This window comes from Flavivirga amylovorans (assembly GCF_030540875.1).
Classification (GTDB): domain Bacteria; phylum Bacteroidota; class Bacteroidia; order Flavobacteriales; family Flavobacteriaceae; genus Flavivirga; species Flavivirga amylovorans.
Genome location: NZ_JAUOEM010000002.1, coordinates 645,151 through 669,812 on the forward strand (window position 1 = coordinate 645,151; position 24,662 = coordinate 669,812).

17 protein-coding genes are annotated in these 24,662 nt (G+C 34.2%); 8 read left to right on the forward strand and 9 right to left on the reverse strand.

From position 1 onward, the window contains the following. Positions 1-112: 112 nt before the first annotated feature. Positions 113-2,965, forward strand: a complete 2,853-nt coding sequence (locus Q4Q39_RS08105; RefSeq protein ID WP_303281906.1) for a leucine-rich repeat domain-containing protein — start codon at positions 113-115, stop codon at positions 2,963-2,965. A 180-nt stretch (positions 2,966-3,145) separates the two neighbouring features. Here Q4Q39_RS08105 and metK read toward each other — a convergent pair whose 3' ends face one another. Further along, positions 3,146-4,399 (reverse strand): methionine adenosyltransferase, encoded by a 1,254-nt coding sequence (gene metK / locus Q4Q39_RS08110; protein WP_303281907.1) that lies wholly within the window; start codon positions 4,397-4,399, stop codon positions 3,146-3,148. 600 nt (positions 4,400-4,999) lie between these two features. On the opposite strand from metK, the gene ilvD reads away from it, so the two are divergent. From ilvD to ilvA, 5 genes are all read left to right on the forward strand, one after another. Beyond that, entirely contained in the window at positions 5,000-6,679 is a 1,680-nt protein-coding gene (gene ilvD, locus Q4Q39_RS08115; protein WP_303281908.1) for a dihydroxy-acid dehydratase, read from the forward strand. 49 nt (positions 6,680-6,728) lie between these two features. Further along, positions 6,729-8,462 (forward strand): biosynthetic-type acetolactate synthase large subunit, encoded by a 1,734-nt coding sequence (gene ilvB / locus Q4Q39_RS08120; protein WP_303281910.1) that lies wholly within the window; start codon positions 6,729-6,731, stop codon positions 8,460-8,462. 119 nt (positions 8,463-8,581) lie between these two features. Then, positions 8,582-9,115, forward strand: a complete 534-nt coding sequence (ilvN, locus tag Q4Q39_RS08125; RefSeq protein ID WP_135876193.1) for an acetolactate synthase small subunit — start codon at positions 8,582-8,584, stop codon at positions 9,113-9,115. Between the two features lie 16 nt (positions 9,116-9,131). Continuing rightward, positions 9,132-10,607 (forward strand): ketol-acid reductoisomerase, encoded by a 1,476-nt coding sequence (ilvC, locus tag Q4Q39_RS08130; RefSeq protein ID WP_303281911.1) that lies wholly within the window; start codon positions 9,132-9,134, stop codon positions 10,605-10,607. Positions 10,608-10,680: 73 nt separating this feature from the next. After that, complete coding sequence (gene ilvA / locus Q4Q39_RS08135; RefSeq protein ID WP_303281912.1) at positions 10,681-11,946, forward strand: threonine ammonia-lyase IlvA; 1,266 nt, start codon at positions 10,681-10,683, stop codon at positions 11,944-11,946. A gap of 134 nt (positions 11,947-12,080) precedes the next feature. Here the strand turns inward: ilvA and Q4Q39_RS08140 are convergent, their stop codons facing one another. Genes Q4Q39_RS08140 through Q4Q39_RS08150 form a run of 3 tightly spaced genes read right to left on the reverse strand, consistent with a single transcriptional unit; the run spans position 12,081 to position 16,068 of the window. Next, the gene (locus Q4Q39_RS08140; RefSeq protein ID WP_303281913.1) at positions 12,081-13,262 is read right to left on the reverse strand and encodes a Gfo/Idh/MocA family protein; all 1,182 of its coding nucleotides are present in this window, start codon (positions 13,260-13,262) and stop codon (positions 12,081-12,083) included. A gap of 40 nt (positions 13,263-13,302) precedes the next feature. Next, positions 13,303-14,649: a Gfo/Idh/MocA family protein gene (locus tag Q4Q39_RS08145; RefSeq protein WP_303281914.1), complete on the reverse strand. Its 1,347-nt coding sequence runs from the start codon at positions 14,647-14,649 to the stop codon at positions 13,303-13,305. Between the two features lie 12 nt (positions 14,650-14,661). Beyond that, on the reverse strand, positions 14,662-16,068 hold the full coding sequence (locus Q4Q39_RS08150) for a 3-keto-disaccharide hydrolase (RefSeq protein ID WP_303281915.1): 1,407 nt from the start codon (positions 16,066-16,068) through the stop codon (positions 14,662-14,664). Positions 16,069-16,304: 236 nt separating this feature from the next. On the opposite strand from Q4Q39_RS08150, the gene Q4Q39_RS08155 reads away from it, so the two are divergent. Further along, positions 16,305-17,897: an NADP-dependent glyceraldehyde-3-phosphate dehydrogenase gene (locus Q4Q39_RS08155; RefSeq protein WP_303281916.1), complete on the forward strand. Its 1,593-nt coding sequence runs from the start codon at positions 16,305-16,307 to the stop codon at positions 17,895-17,897. Between the two features lie 393 nt (positions 17,898-18,290). Continuing rightward, positions 18,291-18,803: an azurin gene (gene azu, locus Q4Q39_RS08160; RefSeq protein ID WP_303281917.1), complete on the forward strand. Its 513-nt coding sequence runs from the start codon at positions 18,291-18,293 to the stop codon at positions 18,801-18,803. A 238-nt stretch (positions 18,804-19,041) separates the two neighbouring features. Here the strand turns inward: azu and Q4Q39_RS08165 are convergent, their stop codons facing one another. Genes Q4Q39_RS08165 through Q4Q39_RS08185 form a run of 5 tightly spaced genes read right to left on the reverse strand, consistent with a single transcriptional unit; the run spans position 19,042 to position 24,517 of the window. Further along, on the reverse strand, positions 19,042-19,848 hold the full coding sequence (locus Q4Q39_RS08165; protein ID WP_303281918.1) for a 3-keto-disaccharide hydrolase: 807 nt from the start codon (positions 19,846-19,848) through the stop codon (positions 19,042-19,044). A gap of 13 nt (positions 19,849-19,861) precedes the next feature. After that, positions 19,862-20,467, reverse strand: a complete 606-nt coding sequence (locus Q4Q39_RS08170; RefSeq protein WP_303281919.1) for a gluconate 2-dehydrogenase subunit 3 family protein — start codon at positions 20,465-20,467, stop codon at positions 19,862-19,864. Position 20,468: 1 nt separating this feature from the next. Next, positions 20,469-22,154: a GMC oxidoreductase gene (locus Q4Q39_RS08175; RefSeq protein WP_303281920.1), complete on the reverse strand. Its 1,686-nt coding sequence runs from the start codon at positions 22,152-22,154 to the stop codon at positions 20,469-20,471. A 16-nt stretch (positions 22,155-22,170) separates the two neighbouring features. Further along, positions 22,171-22,788: a gluconate 2-dehydrogenase subunit 3 family protein gene (locus Q4Q39_RS08180; protein WP_303281921.1), complete on the reverse strand. Its 618-nt coding sequence runs from the start codon at positions 22,786-22,788 to the stop codon at positions 22,171-22,173. Positions 22,789-22,792: 4 nt separating this feature from the next. Then, positions 22,793-24,517, reverse strand: coding sequence for a GMC oxidoreductase (locus tag Q4Q39_RS08185; RefSeq protein ID WP_303281922.1), 1,725 nt, complete (start codon positions 24,515-24,517; stop codon positions 22,793-22,795). Positions 24,518-24,662 lie beyond the last annotated feature (145 nt).

A 24,662-nucleotide genomic window follows, 5' to 3' on the forward strand; every position in this document is an offset into this window, starting at 1 on the left:
CTCTTTTACTTTAAACAGTCAAAGTTTTTTATTTATAAATCTTGATAATTAAGATTAAAATATTAAATTCACGTCCATTTTTAAATGCTTAACATATTAATCCCAAATCAATATGCTTTTAAAGACTTACTTAGAATATACTGATGAAAAGTCCTCTAAATTTTGGACGATTGAAGTTGATGGAAACAATTATATCGTCACTTATGGAAAACTGAATACCAAGGGGCAACAAATAACAAAAAATGTTGATTCAAATGAAAAAGCCCTGAAAGAAGCCAAAAAATTAATCAATTCAAAAGTAAAGAAAGGTTATGTTGTCGTACCTTCAGAGGAACAAGCAAGGGAAGAAAAAGGTTGGTTTGAAAACTTAGAAGATACGGTTTACAGCATTTATAAAAATGAGATCCTACGCTATAAAGAAAAAGACTACCGCTCGATTCGCCTTACCAGAAGAGGAGATTATAATCGATATGCCTTAGGGTTGGAAACAAAAGAGAATGGTGATTATTGGGAAGGCATAAATGCTGCTTACGATTATGAGTATGAGGTATTTGAATCTTTTTGTTGGGAAGTATTTGGAGAAAAAGGTATAAAAAACAATTGGCCTTCAGAAGACCATTATTTTGATTTAGATGCTTTTTTAACCTCGATCATTCTAGGGAAGGTGTATTTAAAACTTAAACAAGCCCCAGAATTAAAAGGCTATTTAAAAAATATTAGTACGGTATCTATAGATTTCGACGATATGCATAAACTGCCATTTACCGAATATTTTCCAGATGAAGTTACACGTACGGTCTTTGTGAAAAAAGTGGCTGCACAAGAGGTAAACCAACAATTAATATTCGATTTATGGGCAGACAAAGTAAACGGTACTGGAATCGATTTTTTAACGGAATTACAAATACCGTTGCCCCAAAAAAAAGCAGACTCAACAATAGAGCAGTTTAAATCTGTTTTAGATACTTCCAAAGATTTATGGAAAGAAGATAAAACTAAAAAGGCAATTAAATTGTTAGAACCCGCCCTGCACGATTTTGTCACAAATAGCAATGCCGGTCAAAATAGCTTAATAGATGAGGCTAGTGGTTTCCTAGCGAGTTATTTCAAAGAACTTAAACAAATTCCCGAAGCTGTAAAAGCTTATCAAATAGGAATAGCCCACGTTCCTAATGGTTACACTGCTCTGAATTTATTATATCTTCTTAAAGAATCTGCTTTTGATAATGAACTGATGTTTTCTACAGCAGAAGCCTTAGTAAAAAAAGGAAAATTCAATAATAAAGAATACAGGTTTTATGCCTATTATTATTTTGGATATGCCTGTGTCGTTACAGAGAGAGAAGAGGAAGCAAAAAAGACTTTTCAAACGGTTAAAACTTTTGTCGATTCGCTAAAAGATTTAAATAAGCTAGAAGAGATTATAAAAGACCTATCGGCACTTGTAGAGTCTGAAACCCAAGAGGCTGAAATAGCAAAGGAAATTCTTCCCCTTTTTAAAGGTGATATACAAGAAACAGATGAAAAACAAGCAGATAAACTTATAGAATGGTGGGCTTCTGTACCTTCTAATGTAAAGCGTACAGCTATGAAATATGCTAAAGTAAAAGGTGATGCCGACCAATTAGCGCCTTCTGCTTTATTACGGGTTTCACGTATGGATTTTCTTCCTTTAATGAAGCATGAGTTAGAGGAAATATCTTTTTTAACAGGTTTTACTCATTTAGAAACACTTTATATTAATAGGAATCAGATAGCCGATATAAGTGTACTCTCCAAGTGTTTTTATCTTAAAGAATTATACCTTTCCAGTAATCCAATTACTTCAATTGCTTCTTTAAAAAACCTTTATAGGCTTGAAAAATTAGAAGCAGGTAGGTGTGAAATAGACAATATTTCTGTGCTGAGTAATTTGAAAAGACTAGAGGTGTTGGAACTAAATAATAATAAAGTTTCTGATATTGAGTCACTTAATAACTTACATGCGCTTAAGGAATTAAAGCTGTCTAATAATACTATTTCAGATGTTTCTGTAATTGGTACGTGTACAGGTCTAAGAAAATTAGACTTGGAAAACAACCCGATAGAGAAAGGCATGGAAGACATTATTAAATTACCTATTTTACAGAAAATTGAACTGGATTATAGTCTAATTAAAGAATATTTATCAGATTTACCTTATTTAATGAAAGATTGGGAGCATTGGAAAGAACATGCTTTGGAAGAAGAAAAAAAGGAATTAAAGACTTGGTTAAAGGATGCTAAAACACATCCAAAATTCAAGGAAGTATGGTGGAAAGGAGAAGAGCCTAGTGTTAAAGAATTGGCTAAGTTCGTTTATACGGAAGATCATATTAGTCTCGAAAACAAAAAAATAGGAGATTTATCTCTATTATATATCTTTAAAAGGTGTTATTATTTGAATGTTGAAAACACCAAAATTTCAAGTCTAGAAGGCATTGAAAACCTATCCTTATTGGAGTATCTTATAGTAAGTAATAACGATATTTATAATACTTCTGTAGTTGAAAATTTCGAGTATCTTAGAACTTTAAGAGCTTCAAATTGTAAATTAAATAATTTGAGTAAATTAGAAAATTGCCGTAACCTAAAGAACCTAAATGTTAGTGATAATAATTTAAAAGATTTATTTCCTTTAGATAAATTAGAAAACCTTGTTAATTTTAGTGCTTCTAAAAATAAATTAAGGGATATCAAGCCTTTAGCGAATCATAAAAAGTTGTCGAGAGTAACTATTGAAAACAATGAAGAGGCATTAGATCTTTCTCCTTTGGCATCGTGTGGAGAACTTCGTATTATTAAATGTTCTAGCCCAAGAGGCATAACAGGTTTGGTAGCACTTGCTAAGCTTCCTTTATTAAGAGAAGTAAATACAAATGGTACGGCCAGTAAAATTCAAATAGATATGTTAAGAGCAAAGAATCCAGATTTATTAATTAGTTAAGAAGGATTTCTGTAAATATAAAAGAGGTTGTCTAAAAAACATCGAAGATTACTTTGTCAGTTTGAACTTGTTGAAAATGATATTAATTATAAAATAAATCAAAAATATTTTCAACAAGCTCAATGTGACTTGCTTTTTGCTTTTAAACAGTCTCTTTGAAACCTTAATTAGAAGTCAGGATTATAACCCAAACACTTCTTTTACTTTATCAACATAATCCAATTTTTCCCAAGTGAATAATTCTACATCTAACGTTGTAGCTTCTCCATTAGGTTGTGCGAATGTTTTGGTAACCGTTTCGTTATTACGTCCCATATGACCATAAGCAGCAGTTTCACTATACATTGGGGAACGCAGTTTTAAGCGTTCTTCAATAGCAAAGGGGCGCATATCAAAAACCTCAGAAACTTTTTCAGCAATTTCACCATCGGTCATGTTAAAAGAACATGTACCATAAGTATCAATAAAAATCCCCATAGGTTCTACCACACCAATAGCGTAACTTACTTGCACTAAAACTTCGTCGGCTACACCAGCTGCAACCAGATTTTTTGCAATATGACGCGTTGCATAAGCAGCACTTCTGTCTACCTTACTAGGGTCTTTTCCAGAAAATGCACCGCCACCATGAGCGCCTTTACCACCATAAGTATCTACAATAATTTTTCTTCCAGTTAACCCAGTATCTCCATGAGGACCACCAATAACAAATTTTCCAGTTGGGTTTATGTGGTATTTAATATCATTATTAAATAAAACCTGAATTTGCTCAGGTAGTTTAGCAACCACACGAGGAATTAAAATGTTAACAATATCTTTTCTGATTTTGGCTAACATAGTCTCATCTTCATCAAAATCGTCGTGTTGCGTTGATACTACTATAGCATCAATACGTTGAGGGACATTATCATCACTATACTCAATAGTTACCTGACTTTTAGAATCTGGACGTAAATAGGTAATCTCTTTATTTTCTCTTCTTAATTCAGCAAGTTCTATTAGGATTCTATGCGATAGATCTAAAGCCAAAGGCATGAAATTTTCAGTTTCATTAGTGGCATAACCAAACATCATACCTTGATCACCTGCTCCTTGCTGTTCTTTACTTGCTCTATCAACCCCTCTATTAATATCGTCAGATTGTTCGTGAATTGCAGAAAGGACTCCACAAGAGTTACCGTCAAACATATATTCTCCTTTGGTATAACCAATTTTGTTTATAGTTTCTCTGGCAATTTTTTGTACATCTAGATACGTTTTAGACTTTACTTCACCAGCAAGTACAACTTGACCTGTAGTAACTAAGGTTTCACAGGCTACTTTTGAGTCTGTATCGAAAGCTAAAAAATTATCAATGAGAGCATCACTAATTTGGTCTGCTACTTTATCTGGGTGTCCTTCAGAAACACTTTCCGAAGTAAATAAATAAGCCATAAGTTATCTTTTATATTTTAGGATTTGACGATAGCGTCGAAGGAAGTTTACACTGCCTTTAGCATTTTTATTTTATGCTGAAAACAAGCTCAGCATAAAGAGGTTGCAATCAGTCAAATCTTTCCTCTGTTATTTGTGTTGGCAAAAGTAAAAAAATAAAAGGAAACGATAATTTGTTTTTCTTTTTTTTAAAAATAAATTGGTTATTTCATAATAATTGTAAATATTTGTAAAAGTAAAATGAAAAAGCAAATATTAAATATCGTTTCTATTATTGTCATTGTGATTATTTCGCAACGATAGGGAACGCTATATATAAATTTTTAAAAGCCTTCCTTAATCGGAAGGCTTTTTTATTGCATATTTTTTAAATTTTGAACATCATAAAAATAACAGTTTAAAACATTGTTGTACAGTTGTTTATGTCTTTTTAGGTGGTTGTGGATTTAACCAGAAAAACCAAAGAATAATGTAAACAAATACCTAAATAAATTAATTTCGAATATTATTTTAGACGGTTATAGGATTTTTAAAAGAATTCTTAAATCATTAAAAGATTAAATCAAAAAAAGGAAAAGTATAAAATTATCTGTAATAAAGATGAAGGAACTTAATAAATACAGTAAAACAGTAACTCAGGATTCAACACAACCAGCGGCACAAGCCATGTTATATGCCATTGGTTTTTCTGAGGAAGACTTTTTTAAACCTCTTGTAGGGATTGCCAGTACAGGTTATGAAGGGAATCCTTGTAACATGCATTTAAATGATCTAGCAAAATTAGCTAAAGAAGGTACGAAGAATGAAGATCTGGTCGGATTAATTTTTAATACAATAGGTGTGAGTGATGGTATTTCGATGGGAACACCGGGAATGCGTTATTCATTACCTTCAAGAGATGTTATTGCAGATTCTATGGAAACTGTTGTACAAGCTATGAGTTACGATGGTTTAATTACTGTTGTAGGTTGCGATAAAAATATGCCGGGCGCATTAATTGCAATGCTACGTTTAAACAGACCTTCTGTTTTAATTTTTGGAGGAACAACAGACTCTGGCTGTCATGAAGGAAAAAAATTAGATATCGTTTCTGCTTTTGAAGCATGGGGAAGCAAAGTTGCGGGAACAATGGAAGAAAGTGAATTTAAGAGCATTGTAAAAAAATCTATTCCTGGTGCAGGTGCTTGTGGTGGTATGTATACTGCAAACACAATGGCATCGGCTATAGAGGCTTTAGGAATGTCATTACCATATAATGGCTCTAACCCAGCTGGTAGTGATGAGAAAAAAGCAGAATCTATAAAGGCAGGAGAAGCTATGCGTTTGTTGCTTGAAAGAGATATTAAACCTTCTGATATTGTGACGCGTAAATCTTTAGAGAATGCCATTCGTTTGGTAACTATTTTAGGAGGATCTACCAATGCAGTATTACATTTCTTGGCTATAGCCAGAGCAGCGCAAATAGATTTTACTCTTAAAGATTTTCAAGATATAAGCGATACAACACCATTTTTAGCAGATTTAAAACCTAGTGGAAAATACTTAATGGAAGATTTGCATGCTGTAGGAGGTATTCCAGCGGTGTTAAAATATTTGTTGAAAGAAGGATTATTACATGGCGATTGTTTAACTGTAACAGGAAAAACATTAGCCGAAAACTTATTAGATGTTAATGACCTTTCCGAAGGACAGGATATTATAAAACCTTTAGAAAACCCTATTAAAGCAACAGGACATTTACGTATGCTATATGGAAATTTAGCAGAAGATGGAAGTGTGGCTAAAATTACAGGAAAAGAAGGTTTGAGTTTTGTTGGTAAAGCGAAAGTGTTTAATAGTGAATACGACGCGAATGATGGTATTCGTGATGGATTGGTAGAAAAAGGGGATGTCGTTGTTATTCGTTATGAAGGACCAAAAGGAGGACCAGGCATGCCAGAAATGCTAAAACCGACTGCTGCTATAATGGGGGCAGGACTAGGTAAGGATGTTGCTTTAATTACAGATGGTCGTTTCTCTGGTGGAACACATGGTTTTGTTGTGGGGCATATAACACCTGAAGCTCAAGAAGGAGGCACTATTGCATTTGTAAAAGATGGCGATATGATTACCATTGATGCCGAAACAAATAGTATTTCTTTAGAAGTTTCAGAAGAAGAATTACAGGAAAGAAGACAAAATTGGACAGCACCGAAATTAAAATTTGATAGAGGTGTTCTTTATAAATATGCAAGGTCGGTATCATCAGCATCAAAAGGATGTGTTACTGATGAATTCTAAATAGATATTTTTTCATTTCTGCGAAGGCGGAAATCTCAATTTAATGAGTATGGATACAGAAACAGCAAATAAAACACGGGAAGTGCTAAGTAAAACAGAACGAATTACAGGTAGTGAAGCTATTATTAAATGCTTGATAGCAGAAGATGTAGATATTCTTTATGGATATCCAGGAGGTGCTATTATGCCAGTTTATGATGAGTTATATAAATTCAGAAATGAAATTCATCATGTATTAACGCGTCATGAACAAGGTGCAGCACATGCGGCTCAGGGATTTGCAAGAATTTCTGGTAGAGTTGGTGTTGCCATGGCAACATCTGGACCGGGAGCTACTAATTTAATTACAGGAATAGCTGATGCTCAAATCGATTCTACACCATTAGTATGTATTACAGGGCAAGTACCATCTCATTTATTGGGTACCGATGCGTTTCAAGAAACAGATATTATTGGTATTTCTACACCCGTTACTAAATGGAACCACCAAGTTACAAAAGCATCAGAAATTCCAGAAGTTTTAGCCAAAGCATTTTATATAGCTAAAAGCGGTCGTCCTGGACCTGTGTTGATTGATATTACAAAAGATGCTCAGTTTGGAGAACTTGATTTTAAATACGAAAAATGTACAGGTGTAAGAAGTTATATTCCAACACCAAAAACCAATTTAGAATCGGTGAAGGCTGCTGCCGAATTAATTAATGCCGCAAAAAAACCAATGATTGTTTGGGGACAAGGTGTTATTTTAGGAGAAGCAGAAACAGAATTAAAAGCAGTTATTGAAAAAGCTGGTATTCCTGCTGCTTGGACTATTATGGGGGCTTCGGCAATACCAACATCGCATCCCTTAAACATTGGTATGGTTGGAATGCATGGTAACTACGCACCAAATAAATTAACCAACGAATGTGATGTGCTTATCGCAATCGGAATGCGTTTTGATGATCGTGTTACGGGCAGTTTAGATACTTATGCTAAACAGGCCAAGGTGATTCATTTTGAGATTGATCCAGCTGAAGTTAATAAAAATGTATATGCAGATGTAGCGGTATTGGGTAACTCTAAAGATAGTTTAACAGAATTATTACCATTGTTAAATGAAAATTCTCATGAAGCATGGCACCAAGAGTTTAAAGATTTATATGCTATAGAATTTGAGAAAGTAATTAAAGACGATCTTCATCCAACCAAAGAAGGATTAACGATGGGTGAAGTTTTAAAAGAAATAAATGTACAAAGTGGAGGTAACGCTGCTATCGTATCAGATGTTGGTCAACATCAAATGATTGCTTGTCGTTATTCAGAATTTAATAAAACTAAAAGTAATATAACTTCTGGTGGTTTAGGAACTATGGGATTTGCACTACCAGCAGCTATTGGCGCTAAAATGGCAGCGCCAGAACGTGAAGTAGTAGCAATAATTGGTGATGGTGGCTATCAAATGAATATCCAAGAGTTAGGCACTATCTTTCAACAAAAAGTACCTGTGAAAATTGTGGTATTAAATAATGAATTTTTAGGAATGGTACGTCAATGGCAACAGTTGTTTTTTGATAAACGTTATGCATCAACAGAAATGACAAACCCTGACTTTGTGACTATTGCTAAAGGATACCATATAGATGGAAAACGTGTTACTAAAAGGGAGGAATTAGCAGATGCTATTAAAGAAATGATAGCTTCTAAGGAGTCTTATTTCTTAGAAGTGTGTGTAGAAAAAGAAGATAATGTATTCCCAATGATTCCTTCAGGAGCATCCGTTTCAGATATTAGGTTAAGTTAGTTGATAAAATAAGAACAAAGAATATAGAACAAAGAATAAAGATGATACACAGAGAACACTTTTTGCAAACAATGTAATTGTCTTTTCTCTTTCATCTTTCTTCTATTATCTTTTATAAAATGAACGAAGAAATAAAATCATTCACGATTTCAATCTATACCGAAAATAATATAGGTTTATTAAATCGTATTTCTGCAATTTTTCAACGCAGGCATATCAATATTGAAAGTTTAACAACGTCTCAATCAGAAATTGAAGGCGTAAACAGATTTGTCATTGTTGTAAACATTACCGAAGCTCAAGCTCAAAAAATTATAGGACAATTTCAAAAACAAATTGAAGTTATTCGTGCCTATTATCATACAGAAGAAGAAACTATTTTTCAGGAATCTGGTATGTTTAAAATAAAATCTGATTTATTATTTAATGAACCACAAATTCAGAATATAATTAAAGAAAGTAATGCCAGAATAGTTACAGTAAACAAAGAATTCTTTGTTTTGGAAAAATCTGGTAGAAGAAATGAAATAGAATCACTTCGCAGAGATTTAAACATTTTTGGAATCATGCAATTTGTGCGATCTGGACGTATTTCAGTAACCAAAGAAGAAATGAAAATAACAGAAATGCTTTTAGCATTCAATAATCAATAACAACAATAAAATTAAAATGGGAAATTATTTTAACACACTTTCACTAAGAGATAAACTAGATCAATTATCAAAGTGTAGATTTATGGATGCTTCAGAGTTTTCAGATGGAGTAAACGCTTTAAAAGGTAAAAAAATAGTTATAGTAGGGTGTGGAGCTCAAGGGCTTAATCAAGGTTTAAATATGAGAGATTCTGGATTAGACATTTCTTATGCTTTACGGGATGCTGCAATTTCTGAAAAACGTGCCTCTTTTGTTAACGCATCAGAGAATGGATTTACGGTTGGTACTTACCAAGAGCTAATCCCATCTGCAGATTTAGTATTAAACTTAACACCAGACAAACAGCATACCAATGCCGTTAGTACAGTTATGCCTTTAATGAAAAAAGGAGCAACATTATCATATTCTCATGGATTTAATATTGTTGAGGAGGGTATGCAAATTCGTAAAGATCTTACCGTAATCATGGTAGCACCTAAATCTCCAGGTAGTGAAGTACGTGAAGAATATAAGCGTGGTTTTGGTGTGCCAACACTAATTGCTGTGCATGAAGAGAACGATCCAGAGGGAAAAGGTTGGGCGCAAGCAAAGGCTTATGCAGCTGCAACTGGAGGAGATAAAGCAGGTGTTTTAGCATCGTCTTTTATTGCTGAGGTTAAATCTGATTTAATGGGTGAACAAACCATTCTTTGTGGTTTGTTACAAACTGGATCTATCCTTTGTTTTGATAAAATGGTTGAAGAAGGAATTGATCCAGGATATGCTTCAAAATTAATTCAATACGGATGGGAAACAGTAACTGAAGGTCTTAAATATGGAGGTGTCACCAATATGATGGATCGTTTATCTAACCCAGCAAAAATTAAAGCTTTCGAATTATCTGAAGAATTAAAAGATATTATGCGTCCATTATTCCAAAAACATATGGATGATATTATGGAAGGAAATTTCTCTAAAGGCATGATGGAAGATTGGGCTAATGATGATAAAAACCTATTGGGTTGGAGAGCTGCAACAGGAGAAACTGCTTTCGAAAAAACACCAGCTGGAGATATTGAGATTTCAGAGCAAGAATATTATGATAATGGTGTGTTAATGGTAGCGTTTGTTCGTGCAGGTGTTGAATTGGCTTTTGAAGCGATGACAGAATCTGGAATTATTGATGCTTCTGCTTATTATGAGTCTTTACACGAAACACCACTTATTGCAAATACGATTGCAAGAAAGAAGTTATATGAAATGAACAGTGTAATCTCTGATACAGCTGAATACGGTTGTTACCTATTTGATCACGCTTGTAAGCCTTTATTAACAGACTTTATGAAGAATATCAAGACAGATGTTATTGGTAAAGCGTATGCTAAAGATAATGGTACAGGTGTAGATAATGCTAAACTTATTGAAATCAATAAAGTTTTAAGAGACCATCCAGTTGAAAAAGTAGGTGAGTTTTTGAGATCATCTATGACAGCTATGAAGCCAATAGTTTAGTAAATGAAATGATAGTTTTTCAGACCAGTCTGGTTTTAAAACCAAATTGGTCTCATTAACATAAATATATATTATGAACAAGGAGGACAAAACATATTTTCCTAGTATTGATAATATAAAGGTAGCTGCCGATACTATTAAAAAAGTATCGGCAGTTACGCCTTTAAGCCTTAGCTTAAGGCATTCCGATTATTTTAATGCTAACATTTTTTTAAAACGCGAAGACTTACAACAAGTACGCTCTTATAAAATTAGAGGTGCTTATAATAAAATAAGTTCATTAACACCAGAACAATCTAAAAAAGGCGTTGTTTGTGCTAGTGCGGGAAACCATGCACAAGGCGTTGCATTGTCTTGTAAATTATTACAGATTGAAGGTACTATTTATATGCCAGCTCCAACACCAAATCAAAAAGTAGAACAGGTTAAAATGTTTGGTGGAGATTTTATCGAAATTAAACTTATTGGTGATACATTTGATGATGCTTACCATGCGGCCATGCTAGAATGTGAGCAATTACATAAAACGTTTATTCACCCTTTTAATGATGAAAAAGTTATAGAAGGTCAAGCTACTATTGGCTTAGAAATTCTAGAACAATCTACGGCGCCTATAGACTATGTTTTTATAGCCGTTGGCGGTGGCGGATTGGCGGCAGGCTTATCTACAGTTTTTAAGCAGCTATCACCGAAAACAAAAATTATAGGAGTCGAACCAGAAGGTGCCCCTTCTATGTCTGTGTCTATTAAAAATAATAAAAATACAGAGTTAGGTCAAATCGAAAAGTTTATTGATGGAGCTGCGGTAAAACGCGTTGGAGATTTAACGTTTTCAATTTGTAAAGAGAATTTACATGGTATGATAACGGTTCCAGAAGGGAAAGTATGTGAGACTATTTTAGAGCTTTACAATAAAGATGCTATAGTAGTAGAACCTGCAGGAGCATTAAGCATTTCTGCTTTAGATTTTTATGCCGAAGAGATAAAAGAAAAAAATGTGGTATGTGTTGTTAGTGGTAGTAACAATGATATTACCAGAACTTCAGAAATTAAAGAACGCGCCTTACTGTACGCTAATTTAAAGCATTATTTTATCATTAGGTTCCCACAACGTGCTGGTGCGTTAAAAGAATTTGTTGTAGATATTTTGGGAGAGAATGATGATATTACCTATTTTCAATATGCTAAAAAAACAAATCGTGAAAATGGTTCAGCAGTTGTAGGTATTCAATTAAAATCTGCTACCGATTTAGAACCACTTATAAGCAAAATGAAGCGTCAAAATTTTTATGGCGATTATCTTAATAATAAACCAGATTTGTTTCAATTCTTGGTGTGATATTTTTTAAACTAATATAAATCATATTGTCAGAAGGAGGAACGACTGAAGAATCTGAACAAATCTAAAATACAGATTCTTCGCCTTTGGTTTATGCTGAGCGCAGCCGAAGTACTCTGAATGACAAAATTCCATTATTCCTTCCAATACCGAATATCTTCATTATACATAGCATCTAAAGACAGTTGTACGGCTCTGGAAGTATTGGCTCCAGTAAGCACATTTGAAAGAGGTTGTTTGTTTTCTAAAATAGAATCCCTAAAATCTATTAAGGCTTGTCTACTTGGATCTAGGTGTGATACGTTTATTGGAAACCCTTTACCTTGTTGCTGACTGTTTCTAGTAGCTCCCGAAACACCATCTACGTCCGCTATTTCCTTTTTATACCCCTTTTCATAATAGATCCAAGCTTTAGCATAATCTAATAGAATAGTGCCTTTACTGCCATGTATTTTTATTTGATAATCACCTAAAGCATTATTAGTTAAACAGGTGAATTTGGCTTTCACCCCACTTGGATATTCAAATAACAAATGAATATTATCAAAGGTTTCTCTACCATCTTTCCAAAAATCAATACCGCCAGTTCCCATGATTTTTTTAGGATTTTCACCTAAGACCCAGTGTATAAAATCAATTTGATGAGAGCAAAGCTCAGCTGTCATACCTCCAGAATATTCTCTGTACATACGCCAGTTTATGGCACGTTCTAAAGAAGGATCAGGAAGAGGTCTTCTCCAGTTGCCATTTCTATTCCATTGACATTCAAAAGAAGTTATTTGACCAATTTCTCCCTGTTTCAGAAGATCGACCACATGTTTATATAGTTTAGAACTATGATATTGATGACCTGTTTGAAAAATTGTTTTTGAATTTGAAACGCTATCTACAAGATTATTAATTCCTGTAAACCCTTTCGCCATTGTTTTTTCACAATAAATATGTTTCCCGGCATCTAAAGCATCAATAGCAATAGGAGCATGTGTGCTAAACGGAGTTGCTATTAGTACGGCATCGACATCTTTATTGTCTAATAGTTTTTTATAATTTTTATAAGCTTCAACTTTATTCGAAGCTCTAGAAATGCCTTGCTCTAATCGAAAGGGTAAAATATCACAGACAGCAGAAACATGAATGCCTTGAATGTCGTTTAATATAGGGATAAGCCCGCCTCCTCTATTTCCTGAACCTATAATCCCAATATTAATAGTGTTGGTGGTACCGAATCGTTTTGGGATAGCACCTAAGGTAGTAGTACCAGCAATAATTCCAGCAGTTGCTATGCTGCTTTTTGTAATAAACTCTCTTCGTTTCATTAATTATAATTTCTAAATAGTCCTTTTTAAAGGGGGTAATTTATATAGGTTTTATTTCCCAACCAGGTTCATATGTTCTTGACCATAATTTCATGGCATCACGATCGTAAATTCTACCAGTGATTTCATCTACTTCAAAAGATTTATTAATTCTCGAACTAATATTGGCGTAATGTGTTAACATTTGGCTAATAACACCTTGTTCTATGGGTGAAGTTAATGATTCTTTTCCTCTTATTGTTTGAAAAAAGTTTATGGAGTGTCTTGTAGAAAGACTGCCGCCACCGCCAAGAGCTAGACCATCTTCGATTCCTTGCAACAATTTGTCTCTAATTATTTTACCTTTAAGGTCATACAATTTATAACCATCTCTATCTATAAACACGACACCTTTGGAACCATAAATTAAAGTACCCCTACCTGCTCCATATTTATCATATCCATTTCTACTTTGTCCGTCCCACTGAATGGTTTTGTTATTGGAAAACTTGAATGTAGCTTCCATAGTATCATACATTTCCCATCCATCATTTTGGTATTGAAATTTTCCTGAATATACATCTACATGTTCAGGGTATTTAACATCTAAAGCCCAGCGTGCAATGTCTAATTCATGAGTTGCATTGTTGCCAGTTTCAGCAGTTCCATAATCCCATCCATACCAGTGCCAGTTGTAATTCCAGATATCATGCATATACGCTTTTCTTGGAGCTGGTCCTTGAAAAAGCGCCCAATCTAATCCTTCAGGAGGAGCCGCTTTTACTGGAATAGGAACTTTACCTCTGGAATTTGTGTAAAACGCAATGGCTTTATAGGCATCTCCTATAATACCATTGTGAATGTCTTTAATGATTTCAGACGATTCCAAAGAAGACCGTTGCTGATTACCCATTTGGATATGCTTATTATATTTTTTTTGATAAGCAACAAGTAGCTCGCCTTCTCTTGGGTTATGGCTGCAAGGTTTTTCTAAATACACATGCTTATCGGCTTGCATGGCCATACACGCGCCTGGTGCATGCCAATGATCTGGTGTTGCCATAAAAACAGCATCTACTTTTTTATCATCTAAAATAATCCTAACATCATTTTCTAATTTAGGAGTATGATCGATGAATTTTGAAAACCTGCCAGCTGCTTTTTCTCGTTGACTTTTCATCACATCACATAAGTACATGAGTTCAATATTATTTTTTTTATCTGAAATGGCTTCAACAAAACCTCCTAGGCGTCTTCCTAGTCCCTGAACAGCCACATGAATTCTGTCATTGGCTCCTATAATTCGTGAATAACTTTTTGCAGAGGCGCTTGTAATACCTCCTGTGAGTGCTACGCCTAGAGCACCTGCGGATGCCTTTTTTATAAAATTTCTTCTATTTGAACTCATACTTATATAGTTTTAATTAAACTCTCTGATTTTTATACTTCTATAATGTACGGTGTCTCCATGGTCTTGAAGTAAGATATGTCCATTAGGCCATTGCCCAAATTTGGGCCAGTTTTTGTACTTGCTATAAGCTACAAGGGCTCTGAACATTTGTGAGGATCTATCATATTCTATAACCTTTTCATTGTTTAACCAATGTTCAACATGCGCGCCTTTGACAACGATTCTTGCTTTGTTCCAAGCACCAATGCCTTTAAATTGTTTGCTTCTTCCAGATATCGAAAGATTTTCAGCTGTAATTAAATCGTAAAGAGATCCAATGGTTCTATTTCCATTAACACCAGCTTTTGAGTCAGGATGGTTTATGTCATCTAAAATCTGAAATTCACATCCAATAGCAGAACCAGACCCTTTATTAAGTTCGGCATCTACAAAATATTTAATACCACTATTAGCGCCTTTTGTGATTTTAAATTCTAATTCTAATTCAAAACTACTGAAAACTTTTTCGGTAATAATATCTCCAGGACCAGTTGATTCAGCACCATCGGTTGATAAAATAGTTAATTCACCATTTTTAATATCCCAGCCAGATTCAGGGAAATAATCTTGTTTTGCACCCCTCCACCCTTTGGAAGTTTTGCCATCCCAGAGTAAACGCCATCCTTTATCTATTTCATGCTCTGTGAGTTTATTAACTAAATAACTCATTTCTTTTACTTCGGGATCTGAAGCCCAACGCTCTTTTTCTAAGTTATTTGTTTTAATTCTAATATTTTTCCATTTGATTTCTTTACCTACTCGGCTTACATCCGAATAGATTTCATGTACCTGTAATCCTATAAACCCGGAAGCTGTTAAATCATCAATTAAATTTGAGCACTGGATACCATTTACCCATGTTCTGATAGTAGAACCAATGGCTTCAACTCTACATGTATTCCATACACCATTTTTAAAAGTTTTGCGCCCTTTTTGATTTAAAGATAACGGATACAACCAGCCTCTTTTTCCTTCTTCATATATGCCCCCACTAAAAGCACGAGCAGTAGGATCCAACTCAAATTGATACCCATGAACCTGGCCTTTTTTATATTCCTTAAAACTATTTGATCTGAATTGAACACCAGAATTAATGGTTGGATCTAATAGAACATCAAATTCTAAAATAAAATTACTGTATTCTTTTTCAGTGCATAAAAAACTATTTGGAGTTTCTGTTTTTGCAGTACCAATAATTTCTCCGTTTATAACTTTATAAAGAGCAGTTCCGTTTAATTGCTTCCAACCAGTTAGATCTTTCCCGTTAAAAAGAGATATCCATCCGTCTTCTAATGTTTGTGAATTTACAGTAATACCAGTAAAATTTATTACAAGAAAACTAGTAAAAAAAAGGATTTTAAATTGTAGTGCTTTCATGTTTGTTTTTACATTTCGTGTACGTACACAAAATACGGATATTTATAGTGAAAACCAAAATGTTTACCTAGTTAAAATAATTAACAATCGAAAACGATTTCGCTGTAAGTATTTTGTTATCATGTAGTTATTTTGCTGGGAATATCATATTTATTTGAATAAACCTTTTTTTTAAAGCATTATTTATTGATATTAAGAATATCTTAGTCTAAGTCATAATTATTAAATCCAAGTAAATGAGTGCTACTTTTTTAGAAATTCCGGAAGCTTATAAAATTACCTCACTTTTGCATCAAACAGCCTATTTGGTTGATGGTGAATTGAAACAATGGAAAGGCAATACCGCTGAGGTGTTTTCTACTATTTCATCTACGAAAGATTATAAACCAACACTTTTAGGAACCATTCCTCAATTAGGAGAGCAAGAAGCTTTATCGGCATTAGATTCTGCTTGCTTAGCGTATGATAAAGGACAAGGACTGTGGCCAACAATGAAGGTGGTTGATAGAATTGCTTGCATGGAAAAATTTGTAGAGCAAATGAAAACCAAGCGTGAGGAAATTGTGAAACTATTAATGTGGGAAATCGGGAAAAACCTTCCAGATTCAGAAAAAGAGTTCGATAGAACCATTGATTATATATACGACACTATTGAAGCTTATAAACAAATAGATAGAGATTCTGCTAAATTTGAAAAGAACGAAGGTGTATACGCACATATTCGTAGAGGACCTTTAGGGGTTGTTTTATGCCTAGGGCCTTATAATTATCCGTTAAATGAAACATTTACATTGCTTATTCCTGCTTTAATTATGGGGAACCCCGTAATCTTTAAACCTGCAAAGTTAGGTGTGTTATTAATTTCACCATTATTGGAAGCTTTTCAAAATAGCTTTCCTAAGGGAGTTGTAAATGTTATTTATGGGCGTGGACGTGTATTGGCAACACCAATTATGCAATCAGGTAAAATAGATGTATTAGCATTAATAGGTAATAGTAAATCTGCGAATGCTATTCAAAACAATCATCCAAAAAAGAATAGATTACGTTTGGTGTTAGGGTTAGAAGCAAAAAACCCAGCAATCGTTTTGCCAGACGCCGATATAGATTTAGCAGTGAGCGAGTGTATTGCTGGAACATTATCTTTTAATGGACAACGTTGTACCGCTTTAAAAATATTATATGTACACGAATCTATTGTAGATGAATTTAATAAACGATATTCTTCAAAAGTAGATGCGCTTAAGTTTGGGAACCCATGGGACTCCGGAGTTAAATTAACACCGCTTCCAGAAGTAAATAAGCCTTCATATATTAAAGAGTTAATAGATGATGCTCAGGAAAAAGGAGCAAAAATATTAAATAATAAGGGAGGTGAGCTTAGTGAGAATTTTATATTTCCAGCAGTTTTATATCCTGTAAATAAAAACATGCGAATTTATAATGAAGAACAGTTCGGACCATTAGTGCCTATTGTTCCATTTACAGATATTGAAGAGCCTTTAGATGATATGGCAGCATCGAATTACGGACAGCAAGTGAGTTTATTTGGTAAAGATATAAATACATTATCACCATTAATTGATACTTTGGTAAATCTAGTCTGTCGTGTTAATTTAAATAGTTCTTGTCAACGAGGTCCAGATGTATATCCTTTTACTGGAAGAAAGGATTCTGCCTTTAGTACCTTAAGTGTACATGATGCACTGCGATCTTTTTCTATAAGAACTTTTGTAGCATCAAAAGATAATGATTACAATAATGCTATTTTAAATGAATTGCTAGAAAAGAAAACATCCAATTTTATAAGTACAGATTACATTTTATAAACTCATTTAGACTTTTAGGATTTAAGCGAAACTTAGAAGTTTTTGCCTATGTTGAAGACTTTTTAGAGTTGCATAGCAGAGCTACGGAAGGAAAAAAAGACAAAAACAGAGCTGAAAACAGCCATTTTTTAGCAAATTGAAAAAGTCTAAATGAGTTCTATAATAAAAGAGTATTAGCAATAATTATTTTGCTTAGCTTAATAATAAAACAGTGCAATATTTTTCAGTGAAAAATACTGCACTGTTTTTTTTGTTTATCCTACTATCTTTGGTTAATTTATAGCCAGATTTGGGGCGTTTTGTATGCCATCTATAGTAATTCAATATTCTGTCTTTGGGTATTGTTATGACTTAAATTATTAAAAGAAATAACAGATTTTAAAAAAGATTTAAATGAAATTAACAAAGTATGTATTAGGAACCATTTTTTCTTGTATGGTATTAATAGCCTGTGGAGGGAAAGACGAAAAGAAGAAGGAAGGATTTAGTTATGAAAATAAAAAAGACACTTCTAAAAGTACGGAAGAGACAAACGCTAACGAGATCGTTATTTCGGGCAACGATTTAATGCAGTTTGATAAAACTGAAATTAGAGTAAAAGCGGGAGAAAAAATAAAACTTACTTTAAGGCATATAGGAAAATTAGATGTTAATGTTATGGGACATAATTTTGTACTTCTTAAGCAAGGTGTAGATATTGCTGGGTTTGCTGGTAAAGCAGCTACAGAAAAAGAGAACCAATACATACCAAAAGGTGCAAAAGATGTTATTGCTTTTACATCTTTAATTGGTGCTGGACAAACAACTTCTGTAGAGTTTGTTGTACCCGCGGCAGGAACTTACGATTTTTTATGCAGTTTCCCTGGTCATTATGCTATGATGAAGGGTAAGTTCATCGTAGAGTAGTTCCTTTTTCCGAAAATAACCTAATACCTATTTATAAGTATTGCAAAAATGAAAGCAAAGAGATTCAATATAATTATTTTTTCCTTTATAACTTTAACTGTTTTCTGTTGTTAAGAAAAGGAGAATATAGATGAAATTTACGAAAAACCAGAAATGATGAGGGAAGCACCTTCATTAGTTTGTCTTTTTTAATAAATTATTTGAAACCAAATTTATCAGAGTTTTGTACTTTAATACATTACAATTCCAAAATCTCGATATTCTTAAACTCAATTGGGTGACTTTCGCTTTGTAACGAGATATACCCACTTTTTAGAGGTTGAGTCTCCAGAGATTTCCAATATTCATTATTGTAGTCCACTTTGCCGCCGTATTGAGGTTTGTAGTATCGCATCACTTCTTCATCGTTGATGAAATGCTTGATGATGGAGTCGTTCCTAACTTCAATTTCAAGTTTAACCCATTGATCACCGTGATACGTTTTTGAAGAAGATTTAAAACAATGGTCAGTTGCAATGTCATTATCTAAAACAACATGTGTTCCTGGAGTACATAAATTTCCGGTTGGTCTTTCGCCTGTGCCTAGCCCTCCTAAAAGTTGTACCTCAATTGAAACAGGGAAGTTTTGATCTAACCCAATTTTTTTTGGGTCTTCACAATGTATCATGACACCACTATTAGCAGTTGCCCATGATTGACCGTCACTTAATTGTTTTCCTGTAAAACGATATTGTAAGCGTAATTTATAACTAGAAAAAGGCTTGCTATAGTAAATATGACCAAATGTTGAATTGAAAGTGTCATTATATTCGTCATAATTGACTTTAAGAGAACCATCTTCTGCTATGAAAGTATTTTTGTAATTATCGCCAGCAGGATGTCCTTTAATTTTAACGACCCAATCATCCAAATTTTTTCCATTAAATAAAGAAATCCATTCTTCAGCTGTTTCTTTTGTTTCGATTTTCTTTGTGTTTGTCTTTTCTTTACAACTTATTAAAAGTAAAATAAGTATAACATAAATGACACGTGGATAATGATTCATATTTCTATAAATTTTATAAAGACCATGCTTTACTGTTAGTTGATTTTTCAAGTGAAATACATCCTATTTGAGCTCCAGGAATTGGATCGTATGCCAAAACATTTTCTCCAATTTGTTCACTGGTTTTATAGGCCCAGACAGCATTGTTTCTTAACTCTGAAAGTGCATTGAAAATAATAGCATCTACATTGTTCTCGTCACTTTCATTTTCATAAATAATTCTTTGTTCTTTGGAAGCTTTTAAATATTTAGCTAACAAGGCATCATATTCTTTATGCTCTAATTCAGAAGTTCCTTCTTCGGGAATATTCAAGGCTTTTGTAATGGCATCAATTCCTTTTTTGAATTTAAGTTGCTCTTCATCATCATACATTTTATAAGCCAATAAATCGATAAATTCAGGAACATTAACATCGAGAGCTCCCGGAGTTGTTTCCGTTGCTGGAAGTATAATGTCTATTAATTTTTTTATAATAATACCTTCATCTACAGATAAGAATTTAGGGACCCATAATGTTACTTCTGTTTTACAACTTTGAAGCAAACTCATTATACTAGGAGCAGCAATGGTGTAGCCTAATGTAAGTCCTAATCCTTTTAAAGCATCTCTTCTTTTCATCTTACATGTTTTTAAATTGCTTTGCTGCATGGTTTGCAGCTCTTGCTGTTAAAGCCATATACGTTAATGACGGGTTTTGACATCCCGATGAGGTCATACATGAACCGTCTGTTACATATACATTAGAGACTTTGTGTATTTGGTTGTGTTTATTCAAAATAGACGTTTTTGGATTTCTACCCATTCGGGCGGTTCCCATTTCATGAATTCCAATGCCCGGTGCATCTGGATTATCAAATGTTTTAATATCCTTAAAACCAGCCTTTTCTAACATGACCGCAGCTTGCAGAACCATATCTTTACGCATCTTTAGCTCATTTTCTTTCCATTCTGCATCAAATGTTATGGTTGGTAATCCCCAATCGTCTAATTTGTTATAATCCAATGTCATCTTATTATCATGATTGGGCAAGCATTCGCCAAAGCCACCTAGTCCCATGCGCCATTCTCCAGGTTCCAGTATTTTTTCTTTGAATTCTGCACCATACGCTAATTCTGCAACATGCTCAGAAATACCATTTCTACCTGCGCCTCCTTGATAGCCATAACCTCTTAAGAAATCTTTTTTATGTGTTTTATCATCACCCAAATTTCTAAATCTTGGAATGTAAATACCGTTTGGGCGTCTTCCTTTGTAATATTTGTCATTGAATCCATCAAATCTTCCTGAAGCTCCTGCCCCTAAATGATGATCCATAATGTTATGTCCCAATTCTCCTGAATCATTCCCTAGGCCATTTGGAAACCTATCAGATTTAGATTGTAATAATATAGATGTAGATGCCATAGACGATGCACAACAAAAAATGATACTTGCATTAAATACCATTGATTCTTTAGTTTCTGTATCAATAACCTTAACTCCTGTTGCTTTTTTTAAATCTTGATCATAAATAATTTCATGGACAATAGAGTTTGGTCTAAGTGTCATGTTACCAGTAAGCTCTGCAGCTGGTAATGTTGAAGAGTTACTACTAAAATATGCCCCAAATGGGCAACCTCGCATACATCTGTTTCTAAATTGACAGTTACTTCGTCCATCGTGGCTTTTAGTTCCAGTTATGTGAGCTATTCTTCCTATGGTAAGTAGTCTGTCATCAAAATTCTCTGAGAGACTATTTTTTAAGTGTTCTTCTACACAATTAAGTTGCATGGGAGGGCTAAAAATACCATCGGGCAGTTGAGGAAGTCCTAATTTTTCTCCACTAACACCAATATATGATTCTACATAATCGTACCAAGGTGAAATATCTTTATAGCGAATAGGCCAATCAACACCATGTCCGTCTTTTTTATTAGCTTCAAAATCCAGATCACTTAAACGATAACTCTGTCTGCCCCATGTAATAGAACGGCCTCCTACATGATAGCCGCGCATCCAATCGAATCGTTTCGTTTCATTGTAAGGGTGTTTTAAATCGTTAACAAACCAATGTCTGTGTTCTGCTCTTGTAGTATAGCCGGTTCGACTTTGTTTTTGTTGTGTTTCTTTGTCTTTTACAGATATATTTCCTCTTAGTTCAAAATCCCAAGGATCCTTATGCATAGTTGGATAATCTTCGATGTGCCTCACCATGGGGCCACGTTCTAAAACCAATGTTTTTAGTCCGTTTTTACAAAGTTCTTTGGCGGCCCATCCACCCGAAATACCAGTACCTATTACAATGGCGTCATAAGAATCCCTCATTTGTATGTTTTAAAATTTATAAAGCCCATGCGCGACCTCCAGTGGCTTCATCTAGTGAAATACAACCTTGATAACTACCAGGGATTGGATCATAAACTAAAACGTCTTTACCTACTTTTTCAGAGGTAAAATACCCAAATAGGGTATAATATTTAATAGATAATAAGAACTTGTATAAAGAATAATCATCCATTCGATCTTTTTCAATTTTTGCTACGGGAAGCCTTTGCTCTTTTAATATACTTTCTGTATCTTCTTCTGAAATATTAAAATAAGATGATAATGATTTTTCAAAATCCTCTTTTTTAGTATCTAAAACAGATGTGTTCAGATTTTTAACAAAAATAACAGCACCTTTTCTAAAGAGTTCTTGATTTTCTTTTTTCTCGATGTCGTTGTACATTAAATCTAAAAATTGAGGAATATTAACATCAAGTGCTCCCAGTGTATCCGAGGCAGGCAAAATAATATCTGCTAAATGTGTTACCATATGTTTTTCTTCTGGAGATAAAAATAAAGGTGTCCAAGTTTCGGTTTCTGCATTGCAGGAAGCAAGCATATTGAATATAGTTGGAGTGGCTACTGCATAGCCTAAACTCATGGTTAAGTTTTTTAATGCGGATCTTCTGTTCATAACCTTAGCTTGTTTTATTTTTTTTGAATTCTGCAGCTGCATGGTTTGCAGCTCTTGCTGTTAAAGCCATATATGTTAATGACGGGTTTTGACAGGCAGACGATGTCATACAGGCCCCATCTGTAACATAAACATTTGGCACTGTATGAACTTGATTGTGTTTGTTCAAAATGGATGTTTTAGGATCATGCCCCATTCTCGCGGTACCCATTTCATGAATACAAGCGCCAGGAACAGCTTTTCCTAAATGACCTTTTACGTTTTTGTAACCTGCAGCTTCTAGCATGGCGACAGCTTGGTCTCTCATGTCTTCTCGCATTTTTATTTCGTTTTCTTTTATTTCGGCATCCATATCTAATGTAGGTAAGCCCCATTCATCCAGAACGTCATAGTTTAGAGATACTTTATTTTCATGATAGGGCAAGCATTCACCAAAACCAGACATGCCTATACGCCATGGACCAGGTTTTAAAAGGTCCTCTTTTAATTCTTTTCCGAAACTTAATTCTGAAACTGCACGTTGCCATCCTGTTCTGCTAGCACCACCTTGATAACCATAGCCTCTAATAAATTCTTTCTGTTCGGTTTTGTTATCTAAATTTCTGAATCTTGGAATGTAGAAGCCATTAGGTTTTCTGCCTTTGTAATATTTGTCATCGAAACCTTCAATTTCGGCTGATGCTCCTACAGCGTAATGATGATCCATAAGGTTGTGACCGAGCTCGCCGCTATCATTACCCAATCCGTTGGGAAATCTTTTAGATTTTGACTGTAATAAAATAGATGTTGACCCTAATGCCGATGCACAATTAAATATAATATCTGCTTTAAAGAAGAACTTCTCTTTGGTTTCTGCATCAATAACTTTTACACCCGAAGCTAAACCAGAAACTTCATCATAAACAATTTCATAAGCAATAGAATTTGGTCGTAAATGCATGTTGCCAGTTCGTTCTGCCGCTGGTAATGTTGAGGAATTACTACTAAAATAACCACCAAAGGGACACCCACGAATGCATCTGTTTCTATATTGACAGTTAGATCTGCCTTCATGTGTAGCATTTCCTGTTTTATGAGCTACTCTACCAGGAGTTAATACTCTGCCGTCATCAAATTTATTTTCTATTTTTTCTTGTAAATCCTTTTCAACACAATTTAATTCCATAGGATCGGAAAGTTTTCCGTCGGGTAACTGAGAAAGTCCTAAGTTTTGACCTGAAACACCAATAAACTCTTCTACTTTGTCATACCATGGTGCTATGTCTTTATAGCGAATTGGCCAATCAACACCGTGCCCATCTTTTTTATTGGCCTCAAAATCCATGTCACTTAATCTATAACTGTGTCTGCCCCACATTAAAGAACGACCTCCAACATGATAGCCACGAAGCCATAAATATTCCTTTACCTCGTTGTAAGGATGTTTTAAGTCGTCTACAAACCAATGTTTGGTTGCTGGTTTTGTAAGTGCTCCTCTCCATAACCTACTTTGAACTTTTTGATTTTCAAGGTCTTTTTCGGCTATTTGGCCTCGGTGCTTAAAATCCCAAGGATCCATATGCATAGTTGGGTAATCTTCAATATGTTTTACCATACGACCTCTATCAAGAACCAACGTTTTTAATCCGTTTTCGCAAAGTTCTTTAGCTGCCCATCCACCCGAAATTCCAGTTCCTATAACGATTGCGTCATAGGAAGTTGGGTACTCTGTTATTGCGTTTTCTATCATTATTATATTTAGTGTAATTGTTTGTGTCTTTCTTAAAAGATTACTGTAAATGATGATTTGATAATATTCTTTGTTAAAAAAAGAAAAAACAACATTTTAAATTTCTAATTATTGGGAAATTAATTAATTTGCATGATAACAGTGT